Raw genomic sequence first — 16,862 nt, 5'->3', positions numbered from 1 at the left:
CGACATGTGCCGTATCTACGGATCCTTCAATGCCGGCACGAGCGACCAGGAGCTGCGCACAGTCGCCGCTCTGCTGCGCCACGGCGGCCCCGACGCCCAGACCTTCACCGGGAAGGACGACTGGGCCCTCGGCAACAACCGGCTCTCGATCATGGACCCCGAGGGCGGCGAGCAGCCGTACCGCCTCGGCGCCGTCACGGTCGTCTTCAACGGCGAGCTGTACAACCACCGCGAGCTGGCGGCCCGCCTGGAGGCGCGCGGCCACCGCATCCCGGACAACTGCGACGGCTCCGTGCTGCCCGCCCTCTACCTGGAGTACGGCGAGCGCTTCGCCGAGCAGCTCGACGGCATGTACTCCGTCGCGGTCATGGACCTGCGCGAAGAGCCCAAGCTCGTCATCGCCACCGACGAGTCGGGCATGAAGCCGCTCTACTACGCCTGGGACGAGGCCGACGGCCGGTTCCGCTTCGCCTCCGAGATCCCCGCGCTGCTCGGCTTCGCCGACGTCACGGCCGAGGAGGACGAGTACGGGCTCGACGCCTACCTGGTCTCGAAGACCCCCTTCGGCGACCGCACCATGTTCCGCGGCATCCAGGTGCTGCCCCCGGCCGCCACGGCCGTGGTCGGCCGCCGCGGCGGACTGCGCATCACCACCCGTCCGCTCGGCCACACCGCCGCCGGCCCCGACACCGCGCGGAGCCTGGCCCAGGCCGGCGAGGAGCTGCGCGAGCTGCTGGCCAAGGAGGTCTCCCGGCTGCTGATCGCCGACGCCCCCGTCGCCGCGATCACCTCCGGCGGTCTGGACTCCAGCCTGGTCACCGCCCTCGCGGCGCGGGCCACCGACCGGCTGCACACCTTCAACATCGCCTACACCGGCAACTGGCCCTCGGACGAGCGCGCCTTCGCCGCCGAGGTCGCCGGCCGCGCCGGCACGGTGCACCACCAGGTCGAGGTCGACCCGGCCACCTTCCCCGACCTGCTGGCGGACGTGGTCTGGCACCTGGGGCAGCCCAACGCCGACCCCATCACCCTGTCGACGTTCTCCCTGTTCCGCGCGGTCCGCGACGCGGGCTTCAAGGTCGCCCTCACCGGGGACGCGGCGGACGAGCTGTTCGGCGGCTACGCGCGGATGACGCACGCCATGGCCGCACCCGGTGGCCTCGGCTGGGTCCAGGAGTACCTCGACCACCTCTCGGCGGTGCCCCGCGCCCTGCGCGAGCGGCTGTACACGGACGAGTACGCCGGAGCGGTACGGGCCCACGGCCCCGCCCTGCCGGCCGGGCTCACCGAGACGCTGGAGGGCGGCCAGGGTTCGCGCATGCGGCGCATCTGCGCCATCGAGCAGCAGTACCGGCTGCCCTCGTACCACCTGCGGCGGGTGGACCACCTGTCGATGGCCAGCTCCGTCGAGGCCAGGCTGCCGTTCTGCCAGCCCGAGGTGGTCCGGTTCGCCACCACCCTCACCGACGAGCAGAAGATCAACTCCACCGGGGTCAAGCGGGCGCTGTACGCGGCGGCCGGGGGCCTGGTCCCGGACAGCGTCCTCAACCGCCCCAAGCAGCCCTTCACCCTGCCCATCACCGCGATGCTCACGCCGGGCCAGGCCCTGTGGGACGTCGCCCGTGACGCCCTGTCGGAGGGCGCGCTGCGCGCGGACGGCCGCATCCGCCCCGAGGTGGTCACCGGCCTCTTCGAGGAGCAGGCGACCCGTCCGTCCGACGGCGCGTCCCTGGCGATCTGGGCGCTGATGTCCCACCAGATGTGGCGCACGCAGTTCTTCGGCGCCGCAGCCTCCCGGGCGGACTCCCTCCAGGGGGCGCGGTGAGCGGCTACTTCGCCAACGCCCACGGAGCGCCCTGCCCCACGCTGGTCCTCGACGGCCAGGGCCTGCCCGAGGAGACCGACGAGCTGCTCGACAGCCTGACGGCCATCCGCGCGGACCTCAGCGCCGACGGCGCCGGCGACGTGCTGAAGAACGCGATCGTGCGGCCCTCCGCGCACCCGCTGTTCGACCTGGACTACCGGTTCGTGCAGTCGCTGCCCCAGTCGCACGCCTCGTTCGACCTGCGCGGCTCCTGCGGGCACTCCATCCTGGCGGCCGTCGAGGCGGCCGCCAGGTCCGGGATGATCCCGCCGCTCGTCCCCGGTGCCCGGGTGCGCGTGAACGTGCTGAACAACGGCGACAACGTGGTCTGCGAGGTCGAGGAGACCTCCGACGGCGGCACGAGCTTCACGGCGCACTTCCTGTGCACGCCGACCAAGCCGTACGCCGAGCTGCTGATGACGGGGGAGCCGGTCACCGAGGTCCACGTGGACCGGATGGTCGTCCCGGTCTCGCTGGTCTCGATGGGCAACCCGTACGTGTTCGTCCCCGCCCGCCACCTCGGGGTGGAGACGAAGGAGCAGCTCTTCGCCGCCGACGGCAAGCTCTTCGACCAGTTCGCCCGGATCCGGCTCGCGGTGTGCGAGCAGCAGGGCTGGGACCCGTCCGGGGCCTTCCCCAAGATCGCGGCCGTGCTGCCGCAGGAGGGCGGCGCCCTGGCCGTCCGGGCGGTCTCCGTGCCCTCGTGGCACCCGACGCTGGCCCTGACCGGCGCCATCTGCCTGGGGACGGCGGTCGGCATCGAGGGCACCGTCCCGTGGTCGCTCGCCTGGAACAGCGGCTACCGCGAGGGCCTCGTCACGCTCGTCACGCCGGGCGGAGAACTCCAGGTCTCCGCGTCGTCCGTGCGGACGGAGACCGGTCCTCGGCTGGCCTGGGTCTCGGTCGCCGGGAAGCGCGTCGACTACCAGGGCTGGGCCGGGCTGCCCGCCGCCCGCTTCCCGTACGCCGCCGCCCCCTCCCTCTCCACTTCCCCGTCCTCGTCCCAGGAGCGCGCATGTCTGCCACTGCCAGTCTGACCACCCCCGACGCCGGGCTGCGGCTCTCGCTGTCGGCGCTCGACCCCGAGGTGCGCGACGCGCTGGCCTCCTGCGCCGTGGCCGCGGACCGGACCGGCGAGCCCGACCTGGACGCCGTCGCGGTCCTCCGCGAGAGCCGCCTCCTCGGGCTGGCCGTGCCGCGCGAGTTCGGCGGCGCGGGCGCCGGCCCGGTCGACCTCAACCGCTGCGTCGAGCAGGTGGCCGCGGTCAACGCCTCCGCCTCGATCATGCTCTTCCAGCACTTCGCGGTCAGCAGCCGCATCGTCGAGCAGGGCACCCCCGCCCAGCACCGCGAGCTGCTCCCCAAGCTCGCCTCGGGCGAGTGGCTGGCCGCCTCCGCCTGGAGCGAGACCGGGGCCGGCGCCAACAAGAAGAACCTGGCCACCAAGGGCGTCCGGACCGACACCGGCTGGTGCCTCGACGGGGCCAAGGCCTTCACCACCAGCGCCGGAGTGGCCGACGTCTACCTCGTGCTGGCCCAGACCGGCGACGACACGGGGGCCGGGGGCGACACCGGCTACGGCGCCGCCGGGCAGACCTTCTTCCTCGTCCGCGGCGACAACCCGGGCCTCGTCCCGGACACCTCGATGCGGCTGGCCGGCATGCGCGGCTCCGCCACCGGCTTCGTCGACCTGCGCGACTGCCACGTCACCGACGGGGACCGGCTCGGCGCCGAAGGCGTGGCGGCCTCCGTCATCGCCAGGGTGCGGGAGAGCGGCGCGACCCTCGGCGCGGTCGCCGTCGGACTGGCCCAGGCGGCCCTGGACGCCGCCCACGCGCACGCCGCGAAGCGCGGCCTGTACGGCCACCAGTCCCTGCGCTACCGGCTGGTCGACCTGACCACGCAGGTCGAGGCCGCCCGCGCGGTGGTCGAGCGGGCCGGCCGCCGCGAGTCCGCCGACCCGGGGCTGACCACCCTCCACTCCAAGCTCTTCGCCTCCGCCGCCGCCGAACGGGTCGTCTCCGAGGTCGAGCAGATCCTCAGCTCGGCCGGATACGTCGAGAACCACCCCGTCAACCGGTACGGCCGGGACGCCCGCGCCGTCGCCCTCATGGGCCCCACGAACGACCTCTGCAGGGAACTGGTGAGCCTCTCATGGAACCGCTGAACTCCGCCGACCAGCTGACCGGCCGCACGGTCACCGCCGACCTCGTCGTCACGGGCGGCCGCCTGGTCACCCCCGAAGGCGTCAAGGACGGCGCCGTCGTCATCCGCAACGGCCGGATCGACGCCGTCCTGGAGCCGGGCGAGCAACTCCCCGAAGGCCCGCGCGTCGACGCGGCCGGACGGTACGTCCTGCCCGGACTCATCGACTCGCACGTGCACTTCCGCACCCCGGGCCTGGAGTACAAGGAGGACTGGGAGCACGGGAGCCGGGCGGCGATCGCCGGCGGCGTGACCACCGTGCTGGACATGCCCAACACCCGCCCGCCGTCGCTGAACGAGGACGACGTCCGCGCCAAGGCCGCGATCATCGAGGGCCGTTCCTGGGTGGACTACCGCTTCCACATCGGCGCGGACCCCGAGCACCCCGAGGTGCTGGCCACCCTCGACCCCGAAGTCGCCACCTCCGCCAAGGTGTTCATGGCCGGACACCACACCGCCCCCGTGGTCTTCCGTGACTGGCGGGCCCTGGAGGACGCCTTCGCCGCCGCCGCGCGAGGCAACGTCCAGCTCGTGCTGCACGCCGAGGACCAGCACATCTTCGACCTGCTCGACACCTGGCGCGGCGAGCCCGGCTCGTACGACGAGTACGAGCCCCACCGCCCCCGCTCCGGCGCGATCGTGGCCTGCGCCAAGGTGATCCAGCTCGTCCGGACGTACGGCACCCGCGCCCACATCCTGCACGCCTCCACGGCGGAGGAGGCGGACATGCTCGTCGCCGCCGCCCAGGAGGGACTGCCGCTGACCTTCGAGGTCACCGGCCACCACCTCTCCTTCACCGATGCCGACACCTGCCGGCGCGGTCCGCGCACCCGGCTCTCGCCCGCCATCCGGGGCCTGGGCGACCAGGACCGGCTGTGGCACGCGGCGCTGACCGGCGAGGCCGCAAGCCTCGGCAGCGACCACGCGCCGCACACCATCGAGGAGAAGAACAAGGTCCCGGCCGACGCTCCGCCCGGCCTGCCCGGCGTCCAGGAGCTCGCCATCGCGGCCTGGACCGGCATGATGACCAAGCGGGTCGACCCGGACCAGGCGGCCGCGCACCTGGCACGGCTGATGGGCTCGGGCCCCGCCGACCTCTTCAGGCTCCCCGGCAAGGGCAGGCTGGTCCCCGGCGCCGACGCCGACCTCGCGATCCTCGACCCGGCGGAGCGCTGGCAGCCGACCCGGGACGACATCCAGGCCAAGTGCGGCTGGTCCGCCTACGAGGGCTGGCTCTTCCGCGGCCGCTTCACCACCGTCATCAAGGGCGGCGAGCAGGTCTGGGACGTCCGCTCCGGATTCACCGGCACTCCGGCCGGCCGCTGGCTCGCACCCGCCCCGGCGGTCCTGGGACAGCTCGCTGCGGACAGCGCCCATGTTTCACGTGAAACACAGACGGCTGCCGGTTCCGAGACGGAGGGAGCCCGATGAGCGCCGCACTGCTGGAGCGGACCGGGGTCACCGCGGAGGAGTTCCGTGCCGCGATGGCCGCGCTGGCCGCCCCCGTCACGGTCGTGACCTGCTACGACGAGTACGGCGCCCCGCGCGGACTGACCGCCAGTGCCGTCTCCTCCCTCTCCCTGGACCCGCCGCTGTTCCTGGTCTGCCTGGACCGGAAGTCCTCCAGCCACGACGCGCTGGTCGGGGCCTCATCCTTCTGCGTGAACCTGCTGGCCCCGGGGGACGAGGAGCTGGCCCTGAAGTTCGCCGGTCGCCCGGACCGCCGTTTCGACGGCGTCCGGCTGGCCGCGGGCGAGGGCGCGGCCCCCGGCCTGGCCGACTCCGCGCTGCGCCTGGTGTGCGAGCGCCACGAGACCCTGGACGGCGGTGACCACACGATCCTCGTCGGCCGTGTGGTCTCGGTCGACGAGGACGGGCTCGGCCTCACTCCGGCCGGGGGGCTGCTGTGGCACCAGCGCGGCTTCGCGCACGCCCGCCCCGCCCCCCGTCCGGGAGCCTGAGCCGTGGGCTGGGACGCCGTACCGGGGGCAGGGGACGCCGCTCCCCGCCCGGTCCCGGCCAAAAGGCGGACGCTCTCGGCCCGTAGCGGGAATGCCCGGGACACGGCCGGTGCTCCTGGGTGAGGCTGGGGCGGTCGACGGGGGAGGGGCGCCATGGGTGCGGGACGCGGGCCGCGCATACCGGTGACCGGTTACGCGGTGGCTTCGATGACGGTGCTCCAGCTGGGCCTGGCCGCCTCCAAGCCGCTGTTCGACCACGTGGGAGTGCGCGGGACGACCGCGCTGCGGCTGGTCTTCGCCGCACTGCTGCTGCTCGCCGTCGCCCGGCCGGTGCTGCGCGGCAAGACCCCGCGGCAGCTCGGCTCGGTCCTGGTGCTGGGCGCCGTGTCCGGCGGGATGACCCTGTTCTTCGCCGCCGCCATCGACCGGATCCCGCTCGGCATCGCCGCCACCATCGACTACCTCGGGCCGCTCACGGTGGCGCTGATCGGCTCGCGCCGCGTCCGGGACGTGCTGTGGGCGCTGGCCGCCGGCGGGGGAGTCGCGCTGATCACCCTGACCGAGGACCACGCGCTGGACGGCGCGGCCGGATTGGACCCGCTGGGCCTGGCCTTCGCGGCGGGTGCGGCGGTCTGCTGGGCCCTGTACATCGTGCTGACCAAGGCGGTCGGCAGCACCTTCGAAGGCTTCCAGGGCCTGGCCGCCTCGATCACCGTCGGCGCCCTGGTGGTGGCGCCCTTCGGGCTCTCGGAGGCCGTGCGCGGGCTGGCCGACGCGGGCGGTGACCGGTGGCTGGTGCTCCTGGCGGTGGCGGGCGTCGCGGTGTTGTTCCCGATCGTCCCGTACCTGCTGGAGATGGCGGCGCTGCGCCGGCTGAGCTCGCGGACCTTCGGCATCCTCTTCAGCCTGGAGCCCGCCGTGGCCGCCCTGATCGGGTTCGCGGTACTGGCCCAGGCCCTCGGGATCTGGCAGCTGGCCGGCATGGCCCTGGTCCTGGCCGCCGGGGTGGCGGTCTCCCTGGAGGAGGGCGCCGGGCCGCCCGCCGGGGACGGGGCGGAGGCCGTACGGCCGGCCGCGGCCACTCCCGAGCGGACCTCCGGCTGAGGACCGGACCGGCCGGACCGGAACCGTTCGCCCGGAAGGCCGCGGGACCGGGTCCCCCGGCGCCGTGCGGTGGGATCCTTGGAAGTGGGGGAAGACCCGTCGCCCGGAGGCGTGACCGACATGGGAATCTTCGACTTCCTCAAACCAGACAGGAAACGGGCGCACCACCCGGCCGACACGGTGAAGGAGCAGGTCCAGGAGCAGCGGGCGGCCACGGACGGGCCCACCGCAGGACCGGCCGGCACCACGACCAGGTACGCGGGCGCGGGGACCGCCAAGCAGTCCGCCTCGTCGCCCACGGTCGCCCCGACGCCCGGCATCGCCATGGCCCCGGAGCCCATGGCCCCGATGCCCGGGACCGCGGCACGGGACACCGCGATGACCGCGGCACCGGACACCGCCATGGCTCCGGCACCGGACACCGCCATGGCCCCGGCAGCCGACACCGCCATGGCTCCGGCACCGGACACCGCGATGACCCCGGCAGCCGACACCGCCATGACCACCACCCCCGCCGCCCAGCCGCCGCCGGCCGCCAGGAAGCGCACGTACACCGTGAAGCCCGGCGACTCGCTCGCCGCGATCGCCCGTACCCAGCTCGGCAACGAGGCGCGGTGGCGGGAGCTCTACGCCATGAACCGGGGCGTCATCGGGAACAGCCCCGACATGATCCACCCGGGCATGGTCCTCACCCTCCCCGGCTGAGAGCAGGCGCGCCCGACGGCCACACGGAGCCGGGGCCCGGATCCTCCATCGGATCCGGGCCCCGGGTTCTGTGGGGCCTGACGGGCCGGGGCTCAGAGGTCCCCGCGCTCCCGGTCGGCCTCGGCCTGCTTGGCCTCGACCTCGGGGTCGTAGGCGCCGTTGGACGACGAGCTGCCGTCCAGCGAGCCCAGTCCGCCGGGGTCCGGGACCTCGGTCGCGGCCGGCGGCTCGACCAGCCAGTCCGGGTTCGACTGCTGGTCCCACCACCTCCAGACCGCGAACGCGACGCCGGCCACCACGCCGACGACCGCGACGCCCTTGAGGATCCGTGCGGTCTTGTGCCGCCGCTCGTGCCGGCGCGCCATCTTCCGGATCTCGTGGGGCGTCACCTGCCCCCTGAGCGCGTACAGTGCCGCGGTCGAGCGCGCCGCAGCCTCCACGGCCACCGGCCTGGTCGCCTCGACCGCGCTCTCGATGCGCGGAGCGGTGTAGTCGACGGCCTGGCGGGCCGCCTTGCGCGTGTTCATCACCGCCTTCGTGGCTGCCTGGTCGACCTGGGGAGGAAGCGCCTCCCGGGCCTGATGCATACGCGGTGCGAGGTGTACGTCGTACTGGGCGCGCGCCTGGTGTGCGGCGCTCGCGACCTTCGGCGCCACGCGTACGCGCGCCTCGTGCGCGTACTGCGTCGCCGCGTCCCTGGCGGTCTCGGCGTACGGCGCCACCACTTCCGCGGCGTGCCGCACGCTTTCCTTCGCCGAAGTCCCGGCGGCGCGCACGCTGTCCATGCGGGTCACGTGTTCCTCCTCCTCGGTGGCGGACACAGCTCACCTTTCCACCCTTTGTCGGATCATGCCTGTCATAACGCTGGCCGGCACGCGCGCAAAGGCATCCGGGTGTCCCGCCGACGGTTTGTCCCCTCTCACCCCGGCCGTGCGAGGATCGGAGGACGTCAGTGAGGACTATGGAAGGCAGATTCGTGGCCGAGAAGCTGTACGCCACCCTGAAGACCAGTCACGGAGACATCGAAATCCTCCTTCTTCCGGATTTCGCGCCGAAGACGGTCCGCAACTTCGTCGAACTCGCCAAGGGCGAGCGCGAGTGGGTCAACCCGGAGACCGGGGCGAAGACCACCGACCCCCTCTACGACGGCACGGTCTTCCACCGGGTGATCAGCGGCTTCATGATCCAGGGCGGCGACCCCTTGGGCAACGGCACCGGCGGCCCCGGCTACACCTTCGCGGACGAGTTCCACCCCGACCTGAACTTCACCAAGCCCTACCTGCTGGCCATGGCGAACGCGGGCCCGGGCACCAACGGCTCGCAGTTCTTCATCACGGTCGCCCCGACCGCCTGGCTGACCCGCAAGCACAGCATCTTCGGCGAGGTCGTCGACGACGCCAGCCGCAAGGTGGTCGACGCCATCGCGGGTACGCCGACCAACCCGCGCACCGAGCGCCCTCTGGAGGACGTCGTGCTCCAGTCGGTCGTCGTCGAGAAGCGCTGACGCACGGGCCGAGCCCACACGAGGGGGACCGATGGAAACCGAGCACCTGCCGGGCTGCTACCGCCACCCGGACCGCGAGACCGGCGTCCGCTGCACTCGCTGCGAGCGCCCGATCTGCCCGGACTGCATGGTCGACGCCTCGGTGGGCTTCCAGTGCCCCGAGTGCGTGCGCACCGGCTCCGGTACGGGCCACGGCCCGGCCGCGAACCAGCCGCGCACCGTGGTCGGCGGGACCGTCGCGGGGGACCCGCACCTGGTCACGAAGGTGCTCGTCGGCATCAACGTCGCCTTCTTCATCGCCGTGCACGCGGTGGGCGGCGACGGCTTCGGGAACCCGGTGCTCCGTGAGCTGGGACTGATCGGCGGTTACTACTGGAACACCGATCTCCAGGGCGTCGTGGACGGCCAGTGGTACCGGCTGCTGACCTCGATGTTCCTGCACGAGGAGATCTGGCACATCGGCTTCAACATGCTCAGCCTCTGGTGGCTGGGCGGGCCCCTGGAGCAGGCGCTGGGCCGGGCCAGGTACCTGACCCTCTACGTGCTCTCGGGCCTGGCCGGCAGCGCGCTGGTCTACCTGCTGGAGCCGCCGTTCTCCCTGACCCTCGGCGCCTCGGGCGCCATCTTCGGCCTGTTCGGCGCGACCGCCGTGCTGATGCGGCGGCTGCGCTACGACATGCGGCCGGTGATCGCGCTGCTGGCGATCAACCTGATCATGACCTTCGGCTGGGGCGGGATCTCCTGGCAGGCCCACATCGGCGGTCTCGTCGCCGGAGCCGTGATGGGCGCGGGCATGGTCTACGCACCCCGCGAGCGCCGTGCGCTCGTCCAGTGGGGGACCTGTGGGCTGGTCCTCGCGGGTGTGCTCGCGGCCGTGCTCCTGAGGACCGCCGCGCTCACCTGAGCGGAAGTTGTCCACAGTCCGTGGCGGATCTTGTGCACGATGTGGAAAGAGCCCCTGGAACCGAGAAGACCCAGGTCGGCGGCCGGATCAATCACACCGGCGTCAACCTGGGTCCAGGTTATCCACAGATCTTCTGCCTTTTCCTCAGGTGTGGATAGCGCTGTGGATAACTCTGCGGAGAGCTTGACTTACTTCCACTGGGTGGATACGCCGAAACCCGCGGCGATGAAGCCGAAACCGACCACGATGTTCCAATTGCCCAGCGCCTCGATGGGCAGCCGGGTATCGGTCACGTAGAAGACGACGATCCAGGCCAGGCCGATCAGGAACATGGCCAGCATCACCGGAGCCACCCAGCCGCGGTTGCCCAGCTTGATGGTCTGTGCCTGCTTCGCCGCCGGCGGCGGCGTGTAGTCGGCCTTCTTGCGGATACGTGACTTCGGCACGAGGGTCTCTCCTGTCGATGCGCTGGGGACGAGCCTCCCCCGGGCGTCCGTTAGCGTAGTGGGTCAGGGGCGCTGAAGGAGAAGGGTACGTTGAGCAATTCCGACGACCGCAGGCCGGTCCGGCTGCTCACGGCCGGCGTGTTCGCGCTCGCCGGTCTCATCTTCGTGACCAGCTTCAACACGTCCAAGGGTACGGACATCCGCACCGACACCTCGCTGTTGAAACTCTCCGATCTGATCCACGACCGCAGCCAGGACAACGCGGACCTCGAGGACCGTACCGGCGTCATCCGCAAGGAGGTCGACGCCCTCGCCGAACGCGACGACGGCAGCACCCGCGCCGAGGACGCCAAGCTCAACGCGCTCGAGAAGGCAGCCGGTACCGACCCCATCACCGGCCGCGCCGTCACCGTCACCCTGAACGACGCCCCGCCCGGCGCCACCGCCCGCATCCCCAACGTCCCCGAGCCCCAGCCCAACGACCTGGTGATCCACCAGCAGGACCTCCAGGCCGTGGTGAACGCCCTCTGGCAGGGCGGCGCCCGAGGCATCCGGGTCATGGACCAGCGCCTGATCTCCACCAGCGCCGTGCGCTGCGTCGGCAACACCCTGATCCTCCAGGGCCGGGTCTACTCGCCCCCCTACAAGGTCACCGCCGTCGGCGACCCCGCGCAGCTGCGCCGGGCCCTCACCGCCTCGCCGGCCATCCAGAACTACCAGCTCTACGTCAACGCCTACGGCCTGGGCTGGAAAGTGGAGGACCACAAGGCGCTGACTCTGCCCGGCTATTCGGGCACAGTTGACCTCCACTATGCGAAGCCCGTGGAGCAACCGCAGCAGTAGGTGGGACGGCCGGACCGTGCTCCGGCTGACCGTCCGGACGCTCAGCGAACTCTGTCTGACCACCGGCACGCTGATCGTCCTCTTCGTCGCGTACCTGCTCTTCTGGACCGGGGTCAAGGCCGACCTCGCCATGGACGGCGAGATGGAGCGCCTGCGCGCCCGCTGGCAGTCGGCCGCCCCCGCCGCCGGCACCGCGGGTTCGCCGGCCGAGGAGCGGTACGCCGAGGGCACCGCCTTCGCCGAGATGTACATCCCCCGCCTCGGTGCCGACTGGCGCAAGCCCCTCCTGGAGGGCACCGCCCCCGGCGTCCTCAAGCGGGGCCTCGGCCACTACGCGGCCAGCGCCCCCCTCGGCGGCACCGGCAACTTCGCCGTCGCCGGCCACCGGCGCACGTACGGGGACCCCTTCAAGGACTTCCCGCTGCTGCGGCCCGGCGACCGCGTGCTGATCAAGGACGCCCGCACCTGGTACACGTACCGGATCACGAACCGGCCCCTGCGGACCCTGCCCACCGACGTCGCCGTCCTCGACCCCGTCCCCGCGAAGTCGGGCTTCACCGCCCCCGGCCGCTACCTCACCCTCACGACCTGCGAGCCGGAGTGGGGCCACAGCCACCGTCTCATCGTCTGGGCCGAACTCACCGAGACCCGTTCCACGGGACACCTCAGCCCGTAATCTGGTGCGGTACACGGAACGGAAGGGACGGCATGTACGGCTGGATCTGGCGCCATCTGCCGGGAAACGCGTGGGTTCGCGCGCTGATTTCCCTGGCCCTGGTCCTCGCGGTGGTCTTCGTGCTTTTCCAGTACGTCTTCCCCTGGGCCGAGCCCCTCCTTCCGTTCAACGATGTGACCGTCGACGAGGGATCGGGGACCCGGTGAGCGCGCGCATTCTGGTCGTGGACAACTACGACAGCTTTGTTTTCAACCTGGTCCAGTACCTGTACCAGCTGGGCGCCGAGTGCGAGGTGCTGCGCAACGACGAGGTCGAGCTGGCCCACGCGCAGGACGGCTTCGACGGCGTCCTCCTCTCCCCGGGCCCCGGCACCCCCGAGGAGGCCGGCGTCTGCGTGGACATGGTCCGCCACTGCGCCGACACCGGCGTCCCGGTCTTCGGCGTCTGCCTCGGCATGCAGTCCATGGCCGTCGCGTACGGCGGTGTGGTCGGCCGGGCGCCCGAGCTGCTGCACGGCAAGACCTCCCCGGTCACCCACGAGGGCCAGGGCGTCTTCCGCGGCCTGCCCTCGCCCTTCACGGCCACCCGCTACCACTCGCTCGCGGCCGAGCCCATGACCCTCCCGGACGTGCTGGAGGTCACCGCCCGCACCGAGGACGGGATCATCATGGGCCTGCGGCACCGCGAGCACCTGGTCGAGGGCGTGCAGTTCCACCCCGAGTCCGTGCTCACCGAGTACGGCCACCGGATGCTCGCCAACTGGCTCACCGACTGCGGTGACAAGGGCGCCGTCGAGCGTTCCGCCGGGCTCGCCCCGGTGGTGGGCAAGGCACTCGCGTGACCGCCGTCGCGCCGCCCGCGCCCACCGGGGGCCGGGCCGCGCGGCGGAGGGCAGCACAGGAGGCCGCCAAGCGCGAGCGCCGCAGGCGCCGCGGCGGCCCCCTGGTGATCGCGAGCCGCGTGGCCGGGGAGCTCTTCATCACCCTCGGCGTCCTCATGCTGCTCTTCGTCACCTACCAGCTCTGGTACACGAACGTGCTGGCCGGCCGGGAGACCGACGGAGCCACCCGCCACCTGGAGCGGAACTGGGCGGCGGCGCCGCCGGCGCCCGGTCCCACCGCCTTCGAGCCCGGCGAGGGCTTCGCGATCATGTACATCCCGAAGCTCGACGTGAAGGTCCCCATCGCCGAGGGCATCAGCAAGCAGCGGGTCCTCGACCGCGGCATGGTCGGCCACTACGCGGAGGGCCAGCTGAAGACCGCGATGCCCGGCGACAAGCGCGGCAACTTCGCGGTCGCCGGCCACCGCAACACCCACGGCGAGCCGTTCCGGTACATCAACCGGCTCACCCCCGGCGACCCGATCGTGGTCGAGACCCGGGACGCGTACTACACGTACGAGATGACGAGCATCCTCCCGCAGACCCCGCCGACCAACGTGTCCGTGATCGCGCCGGTCCCGGCGGGCTCCGGCTTCACCGCACCCGGCCGCTACCTCACGCTGACGACCTGCACCCCCGAGTTCACCAGCACGTACCGGATGATCGTCTGGGGCAGGATGGTCGACGAGCGTCCCCGCAGCCAGGGCGCGCCGCCCGCACTCGCGTAGGGGAAAGACGTTGTCACGAGGCCGCAGCCGCATCGCCGGCGCCCTGAGCCTGCTCGGCGAGCTGTTGATCACCGCCGGACTGGTCCTCGGGCTCTTCGTCGCGTACTCGCTGTGGTGGACCAACGTGCTGGCCGACCGCTCGGCCGCCGAGCGCGGCGACCAGGTCCGCGAGGTGTGGCGGTCGGCGCCCCCCGCAGCCGGCCCCGGCGCCCTCGACACCCGCGACGGCATCGGCTTCCTCCACGTACCCGCCATGGGCGACGGCGAGGTGCTGGTCAAGCGCGGCACCTCGCCCGAGGTGCTCAACGACGGCGTCGCGGGGTACTACACGGAGCCGGTGAAGTCGGCGCTCCCCTGGGACAAGCAGGGCAACTTCACGCTCGCCGCCCACCGGGACGGCCACGGAGCCAAGTTCCACAACATCCACAAGCTGCGCACGGGCGACGCGGTCGTCTTCGAGACTCGCGACACCTGGTACGTCTACCGCGTCTACGCGGCGCTGCAGCAGACCTCGAAGTACAACACCGAGGTGCTGGCGCCCGTGCCCCGCCAGTCCGGCAAGGTCGTCCCCGGCCGGTACATCACGCTGACGACCTGCACGCCGGTCTACACGTCCAAGTACCGCTACATCGTCTGGGGCGAGCTCCAGCGCACGCAGAAGGTGGACGCGGACCGCACCCCGCCCGCGGAAATCCGCTGAGCCCGCCCGCGGGACCCGGCTGAGCCCGCCCACGGCCCCGGCTGAGCCCACCCGCGGGCCCCGGCCGGGGCCGGCTGTCCGGCGGCCCCGGCTGTCCGGCAGAAAAGCGGAACTCCCCGCCGGCCGGGCCGACGGGGAGTTCCAGGAGTACCGCGGAAGGGCCTCAGCGGCCGCTGGAGAGCCCGCCGAAGAGGCCTCCGCCGTTGTTCCCGCCGTTGTTGTTCCCGCCCTGCTGCTGGCCGTCCCCGCCCATCGTGGTGACGTTGATCGCGGTGCCCCCGTCGACCGGCTGGCCGGCGCCCGGCTCCGTCGTCAGGATGCGCGCGTTCTCGTCCGAGGGACCGGACAGGACGGTGCCGAAGGTCAGGTTGTTCTGCTGGAGGATCACCCGCGCCTCGGCGATGGTCTTGCCGAACAGCTGCGGCACCGAGGTCTTCGCCGCGGCCTTGGCGACCTGGACGTTCACCGTCGACCCGGGCTGGACCTCCGAGCCGGCCTCCAGGCTCTGCTGGACGATCGTGTTCGGCGTCGCGGTCGAGTCGACCTCTTCCTTCGTGCCGAGCTTGAGGTCGGCCTCCTCCAGGGCCTTGCGGGCCTCGGAGGGGGTCTTGCCCAGCAGGTCCGGGACGATCGCCTTCTCGGCCTCCTTGGCCACCGTCAGGGTGATCTTGGTGCCGGTCTCGACCGAGGAGTCGCCCTTGGGGTCCTGGCTGATCACGGTGCCGGGCTTGCGGTCCGACTCCTCGTTCTTCCGGTCGACCGTGAAGCCCTTGTCGACCAGCTGCTTCTCGGCCTCGTTGAACGAGATGCCGGTCACGTCGGGGACCAGGACCTTCGGAGCGCCGGTGGAGATCACCACGTGGACGGTGGAGCCCTTCTCCACGCTGGTGCCCTTGACCGGGTCCTGGCTGCAGACGAGGCCCTTGGCCTGGTCCTTGCAGGGCTCTTCCTTGTCCTTGACCACCTTCAGGCCGGCGTTGTCCGCCCGGTTCTGGGCGTCGGCCAGGGTCAGGCCGACCAGCTGCGGGGCGCTGACGCCGTCGCCGCCGGTCTTGCTGAACAGCGAGCGGCCGATCAGGATCGCGCCGACCAGCACCAGGACCGCGGCCACGACCAGCAGGATCGTGGACGCGTTGCTCTTCTTCTGGCGGCGCCTGGCCGGACCGCGGTCGTCGTACCCGTGCGGGTCGTAGCCGCCGTCGCCGGGGGGCATGGGCGGCATCATCGACGTCTGGCCCGCGTCGGTCGCGCGCAGCGCCGTGGTGGGCTGGTCGGGGTAGCCGTAGCCGTTGTTCTCGTACCCGCCGTACCCGACCGCGCCCATGGCGGCGGTCGCCGCGACCGGCTGGCCGTCGAGGCAGGCCTCGATGTCGGCCCGCATCTCGTCGGCGGACTGGTAGCGGTAGTCGGGGTCCTTGACCAGGGCCCGCAGGACGATGGCGTCCATCTCGGGCGTGATCTCGGGGTCGAAGTTGCTCGGCGGCTGGGGCTCTTCCCGCACGTGCTGGTACGCGACGGCCACGGGGGAGTCGCCGACGAACGGGGGCCGCACCGTCAGCAGCTCGTACAGCAGGCAGCCGGTGGAGTAGAGGTCGGACCGCGCGTCGACCTGCTCGCCCTTGGCCTGCTCGGGGGAGAGGTACTGGGCGGTGCCGATGACGGCGGCCGTCTGCGTCATGGTCATGCCGGAGTCGCCCATGGCGCGGGCGATGCCGAAGTCCATGACCTTGACCTGGCCCGTGCGCGTCAGCATGACGTTCGCGGGCTTGATGTCGCGGTGGACGATGCCGGCGCGGTGGCTGTACTCCAGGGCCTGGAGGATGCCGACGGTCATCTCCAGGGTGCGCTCGGGCAGCAGCTTGCGGCCGGAGTGCAGCAGCTCACGCAGGGTGGATCCGTCGACGTACTCCATCACGATGTACGGGATGGAGATGTTGTCGACGTAGTCCTCGCCGGTGTCGTAGACCGCGACGATCGCCGGGTGGTTGAGCGAGGCGGCGGACTGGGCCTCCCGGCGGAACCGGGCCTGGAAGGACGGGTCGCGGGCGAGGTCGGCCCGCAGCGTCTTCACGGCCACGGTGCGGCCGAGCCGGGTGTCATGCGCGAGATACACCTCGGCCATGCCACCACGGCCGAGCACCGAGCCCAGCTCGTACCGGCCGCCGAGGCGACGCGGCTCTTCCATAGCTACTACCAGCCCTCTCCGTCAGTCCCGACCGCACCCGTGTGTGGTCCGGCGGTGTGCTGTTCGCGCAAAGGCTACCGGGCGCGGCTGGGTCCGAAGCCCGTGACCGCAGGCTGATACAGGACCGGTACCGACCCACCGGGCCGCACCAGTGGGT

General features: G+C 72.1%; 17 protein-coding genes and 1 pseudogene. 15 read left to right on the top strand and 3 right to left on the bottom strand.

Going from position 1 to position 16,862, the window contains the following annotated elements; translation table 11 throughout:
- The first annotated feature begins 4 nt into the window (after positions 1 to 4).
- The 7 genes from asnB (at position 5) to ACIQUQ_RS10930 (ending at position 7,839) form a co-directional block, all read left to right on the top strand.
- Positions 5 to 1,825, top strand: a complete 1,821-nt coding sequence (gene asnB / locus ACIQUQ_RS10960) for an asparagine synthase (glutamine-hydrolyzing) (RefSeq protein ID WP_403973769.1) — start codon at positions 5 to 7, stop codon at positions 1,823 to 1,825.
- Entirely contained in the window at positions 1,822 to 2,901 is a 1,080-nt protein-coding gene (locus tag ACIQUQ_RS10955) for a PrpF domain-containing protein (RefSeq protein WP_403973767.1), read from the top strand. The genes asnB and ACIQUQ_RS10955 overlap by 4 nt, the downstream gene beginning before the upstream one ends.
- Positions 2,880 to 4,031: an acyl-CoA dehydrogenase family protein gene (locus tag ACIQUQ_RS10950; RefSeq protein WP_403973764.1), complete on the top strand. Its 1,152-nt coding sequence runs from the start codon at positions 2,880 to 2,882 to the stop codon at positions 4,029 to 4,031. The genes ACIQUQ_RS10955 and ACIQUQ_RS10950 overlap by 22 nt, the downstream gene beginning before the upstream one ends.
- Positions 4,019 to 5,500: a dihydroorotase family protein gene (locus ACIQUQ_RS10945; RefSeq protein WP_403973762.1), complete on the top strand. Its 1,482-nt coding sequence runs from the start codon at positions 4,019 to 4,021 to the stop codon at positions 5,498 to 5,500. The genes ACIQUQ_RS10950 and ACIQUQ_RS10945 overlap by 13 nt, the downstream gene beginning before the upstream one ends.
- Positions 5,497 to 6,030: a flavin reductase family protein gene (locus ACIQUQ_RS10940; RefSeq protein ID WP_403973759.1), complete on the top strand. Its 534-nt coding sequence runs from the start codon at positions 5,497 to 5,499 to the stop codon at positions 6,028 to 6,030. The genes ACIQUQ_RS10945 and ACIQUQ_RS10940 overlap by 4 nt, the downstream gene beginning before the upstream one ends.
- Positions 6,031 to 6,183: 153 nt before the next feature.
- Positions 6,184 to 7,134, top strand: a complete 951-nt coding sequence (locus tag ACIQUQ_RS10935; protein WP_403973756.1) for an EamA family transporter — start codon at positions 6,184 to 6,186, stop codon at positions 7,132 to 7,134.
- Positions 7,135 to 7,254: 120 nt separating this feature from the next.
- Positions 7,255 to 7,839: a LysM peptidoglycan-binding domain-containing protein gene (locus tag ACIQUQ_RS10930; RefSeq protein WP_403973862.1), complete on the top strand. Its 585-nt coding sequence runs from the start codon at positions 7,255 to 7,257 to the stop codon at positions 7,837 to 7,839.
- A 92-nt stretch (positions 7,840 to 7,931) separates the two neighbouring features.
- On the opposite strand, the gene ACIQUQ_RS10925 is transcribed toward ACIQUQ_RS10930, so the two are convergent.
- Entirely contained in the window at positions 7,932 to 8,633 is a 702-nt protein-coding gene (locus tag ACIQUQ_RS10925) for a DUF5324 family protein (RefSeq protein ID WP_403973860.1), read from the bottom strand.
- A gap of 182 nt (positions 8,634 to 8,815) precedes the next feature.
- Here ACIQUQ_RS10925 and ACIQUQ_RS10920 point away from each other — a divergent pair, with 182 nt between their 5' ends.
- The gene (locus ACIQUQ_RS10920) at positions 8,816 to 9,343 is read left to right on the top strand and encodes a peptidylprolyl isomerase (protein WP_403973754.1); all 528 of its coding nucleotides are present in this window, start codon (positions 8,816 to 8,818) and stop codon (positions 9,341 to 9,343) included.
- Between the two features lie 31 nt (positions 9,344 to 9,374).
- Entirely contained in the window at positions 9,375 to 10,247 is an 873-nt protein-coding gene (locus ACIQUQ_RS10915) for a rhomboid family intramembrane serine protease (RefSeq protein WP_403973751.1), read from the top strand.
- 188 nt (positions 10,248 to 10,435) lie between these two features.
- On the opposite strand, the gene crgA is transcribed toward ACIQUQ_RS10915, so the two are convergent.
- A complete protein-coding gene (gene crgA, locus ACIQUQ_RS10910; protein WP_403973748.1) occupies positions 10,436 to 10,693 on the bottom strand; it encodes a cell division protein CrgA in 258 nt (85 codons plus the stop codon).
- Between the two features lie 90 nt (positions 10,694 to 10,783).
- Here crgA and ACIQUQ_RS10905 point away from each other — a divergent pair, with 90 nt between their 5' ends.
- The 6 genes and pseudogenes from ACIQUQ_RS10905 to ACIQUQ_RS10880 all read left to right on the top strand — a co-directional run bounded on the left by ACIQUQ_RS10905 (position 10,784) and on the right by ACIQUQ_RS10880 (position 14,520).
- A complete protein-coding gene (locus tag ACIQUQ_RS10905) occupies positions 10,784 to 11,536 on the top strand; it encodes a DUF881 domain-containing protein (protein ID WP_399943975.1) in 753 nt (250 codons plus the stop codon).
- A complete protein-coding gene (locus ACIQUQ_RS10900; protein ID WP_403973744.1) occupies positions 11,505 to 12,212 on the top strand; it encodes a class E sortase in 708 nt (235 codons plus the stop codon). The genes ACIQUQ_RS10905 and ACIQUQ_RS10900 overlap by 32 nt, the downstream gene beginning before the upstream one ends.
- A 32-nt stretch (positions 12,213 to 12,244) precedes the next feature.
- Positions 12,245 to 12,418: a hypothetical protein gene (locus tag ACIQUQ_RS10895; protein WP_403664801.1), complete on the top strand. Its 174-nt coding sequence runs from the start codon at positions 12,245 to 12,247 to the stop codon at positions 12,416 to 12,418.
- Positions 12,415 to 13,053, top strand: coding sequence for an aminodeoxychorismate/anthranilate synthase component II (locus ACIQUQ_RS10890; RefSeq protein ID WP_403973742.1), 639 nt, complete (start codon positions 12,415 to 12,417; stop codon positions 13,051 to 13,053). Before ACIQUQ_RS10895 ends, ACIQUQ_RS10890 begins: the two co-directional genes overlap by 4 nt.
- Positions 12,999 to 13,820, top strand: a pseudogene (locus ACIQUQ_RS10885) (class E sortase); the annotation flags it as partial. The gene ACIQUQ_RS10890 and the pseudogene ACIQUQ_RS10885, both read left to right, overlap by 55 nt.
- A 10-nt stretch (positions 13,821 to 13,830) precedes the next feature.
- Positions 13,831 to 14,520, top strand: coding sequence for a class E sortase (locus ACIQUQ_RS10880; RefSeq protein ID WP_403973740.1), 690 nt, complete (start codon positions 13,831 to 13,833; stop codon positions 14,518 to 14,520).
- Positions 14,521 to 14,683: 163 nt separating this feature from the next.
- Here ACIQUQ_RS10880 and pknB read toward each other — a convergent pair whose 3' ends face one another.
- The gene (gene pknB, locus ACIQUQ_RS10875; protein ID WP_403973738.1) at positions 14,684 to 16,705 is read right to left on the bottom strand and encodes a Stk1 family PASTA domain-containing Ser/Thr kinase; all 2,022 of its coding nucleotides are present in this window, start codon (positions 16,703 to 16,705) and stop codon (positions 14,684 to 14,686) included.
- Between the last annotated feature and the right edge of the window lie 157 nt (positions 16,706 to 16,862).

The sequence above is a fragment of the Streptomyces sp. NPDC101118 genome, assembly GCF_044759445.1.
Taxonomy (GTDB): Bacteria; Actinomycetota; Actinomycetes; order Streptomycetales; family Streptomycetaceae; genus Streptomyces.
Note: the sequence above shows the minus strand (reverse complement) of the source record. Positions and strands in the feature narration are given on the sequence as shown.

Bases quoted from the DNA above. Each gene is read 5' to 3' on its own strand.
- asnB (WP_403973769.1), top strand. From the start codon at position 5: ATGTGCCGTATCTACGGATCCTTCAATGCCGGCACGAGCGACCAGGAG.
- ACIQUQ_RS10950 (WP_403973764.1), top strand. From the start codon at position 2,880: ATGTCTGCCACTGCCAGTCTGACCACCCCCGACGCCGGGCTGCGGCTC.
- ACIQUQ_RS10945 (WP_403973762.1), top strand. From the start codon at position 4,019: ATGGAACCGCTGAACTCCGCCGACCAGCTGACCGGCCGCACGGTCACC.
- ACIQUQ_RS10940 (WP_403973759.1), top strand. From the start codon at position 5,497: ATGAGCGCCGCACTGCTGGAGCGGACCGGGGTCACCGCGGAGGAGTTC.
- ACIQUQ_RS10935 (WP_403973756.1), top strand. From the start codon at position 6,184: ATGGGTGCGGGACGCGGGCCGCGCATACCGGTGACCGGTTACGCGGTG.
- ACIQUQ_RS10930 (WP_403973862.1), top strand. From the start codon at position 7,255: ATGGGAATCTTCGACTTCCTCAAACCAGACAGGAAACGGGCGCACCAC.
- ACIQUQ_RS10915 (WP_403973751.1), top strand. From the start codon at position 9,375: ATGGAAACCGAGCACCTGCCGGGCTGCTACCGCCACCCGGACCGCGAG.
- ACIQUQ_RS10900 (WP_403973744.1), top strand. From the start codon at position 11,505: ATGCGAAGCCCGTGGAGCAACCGCAGCAGTAGGTGGGACGGCCGGACC.
- ACIQUQ_RS10895 (WP_403664801.1), top strand. From the start codon at position 12,245: ATGTACGGCTGGATCTGGCGCCATCTGCCGGGAAACGCGTGGGTTCGC.
- pknB (WP_403973738.1), bottom strand. From the start codon at position 16,705: ATGGAAGAGCCGCGTCGCCTCGGCGGCCGGTACGAGCTGGGCTCGGTG.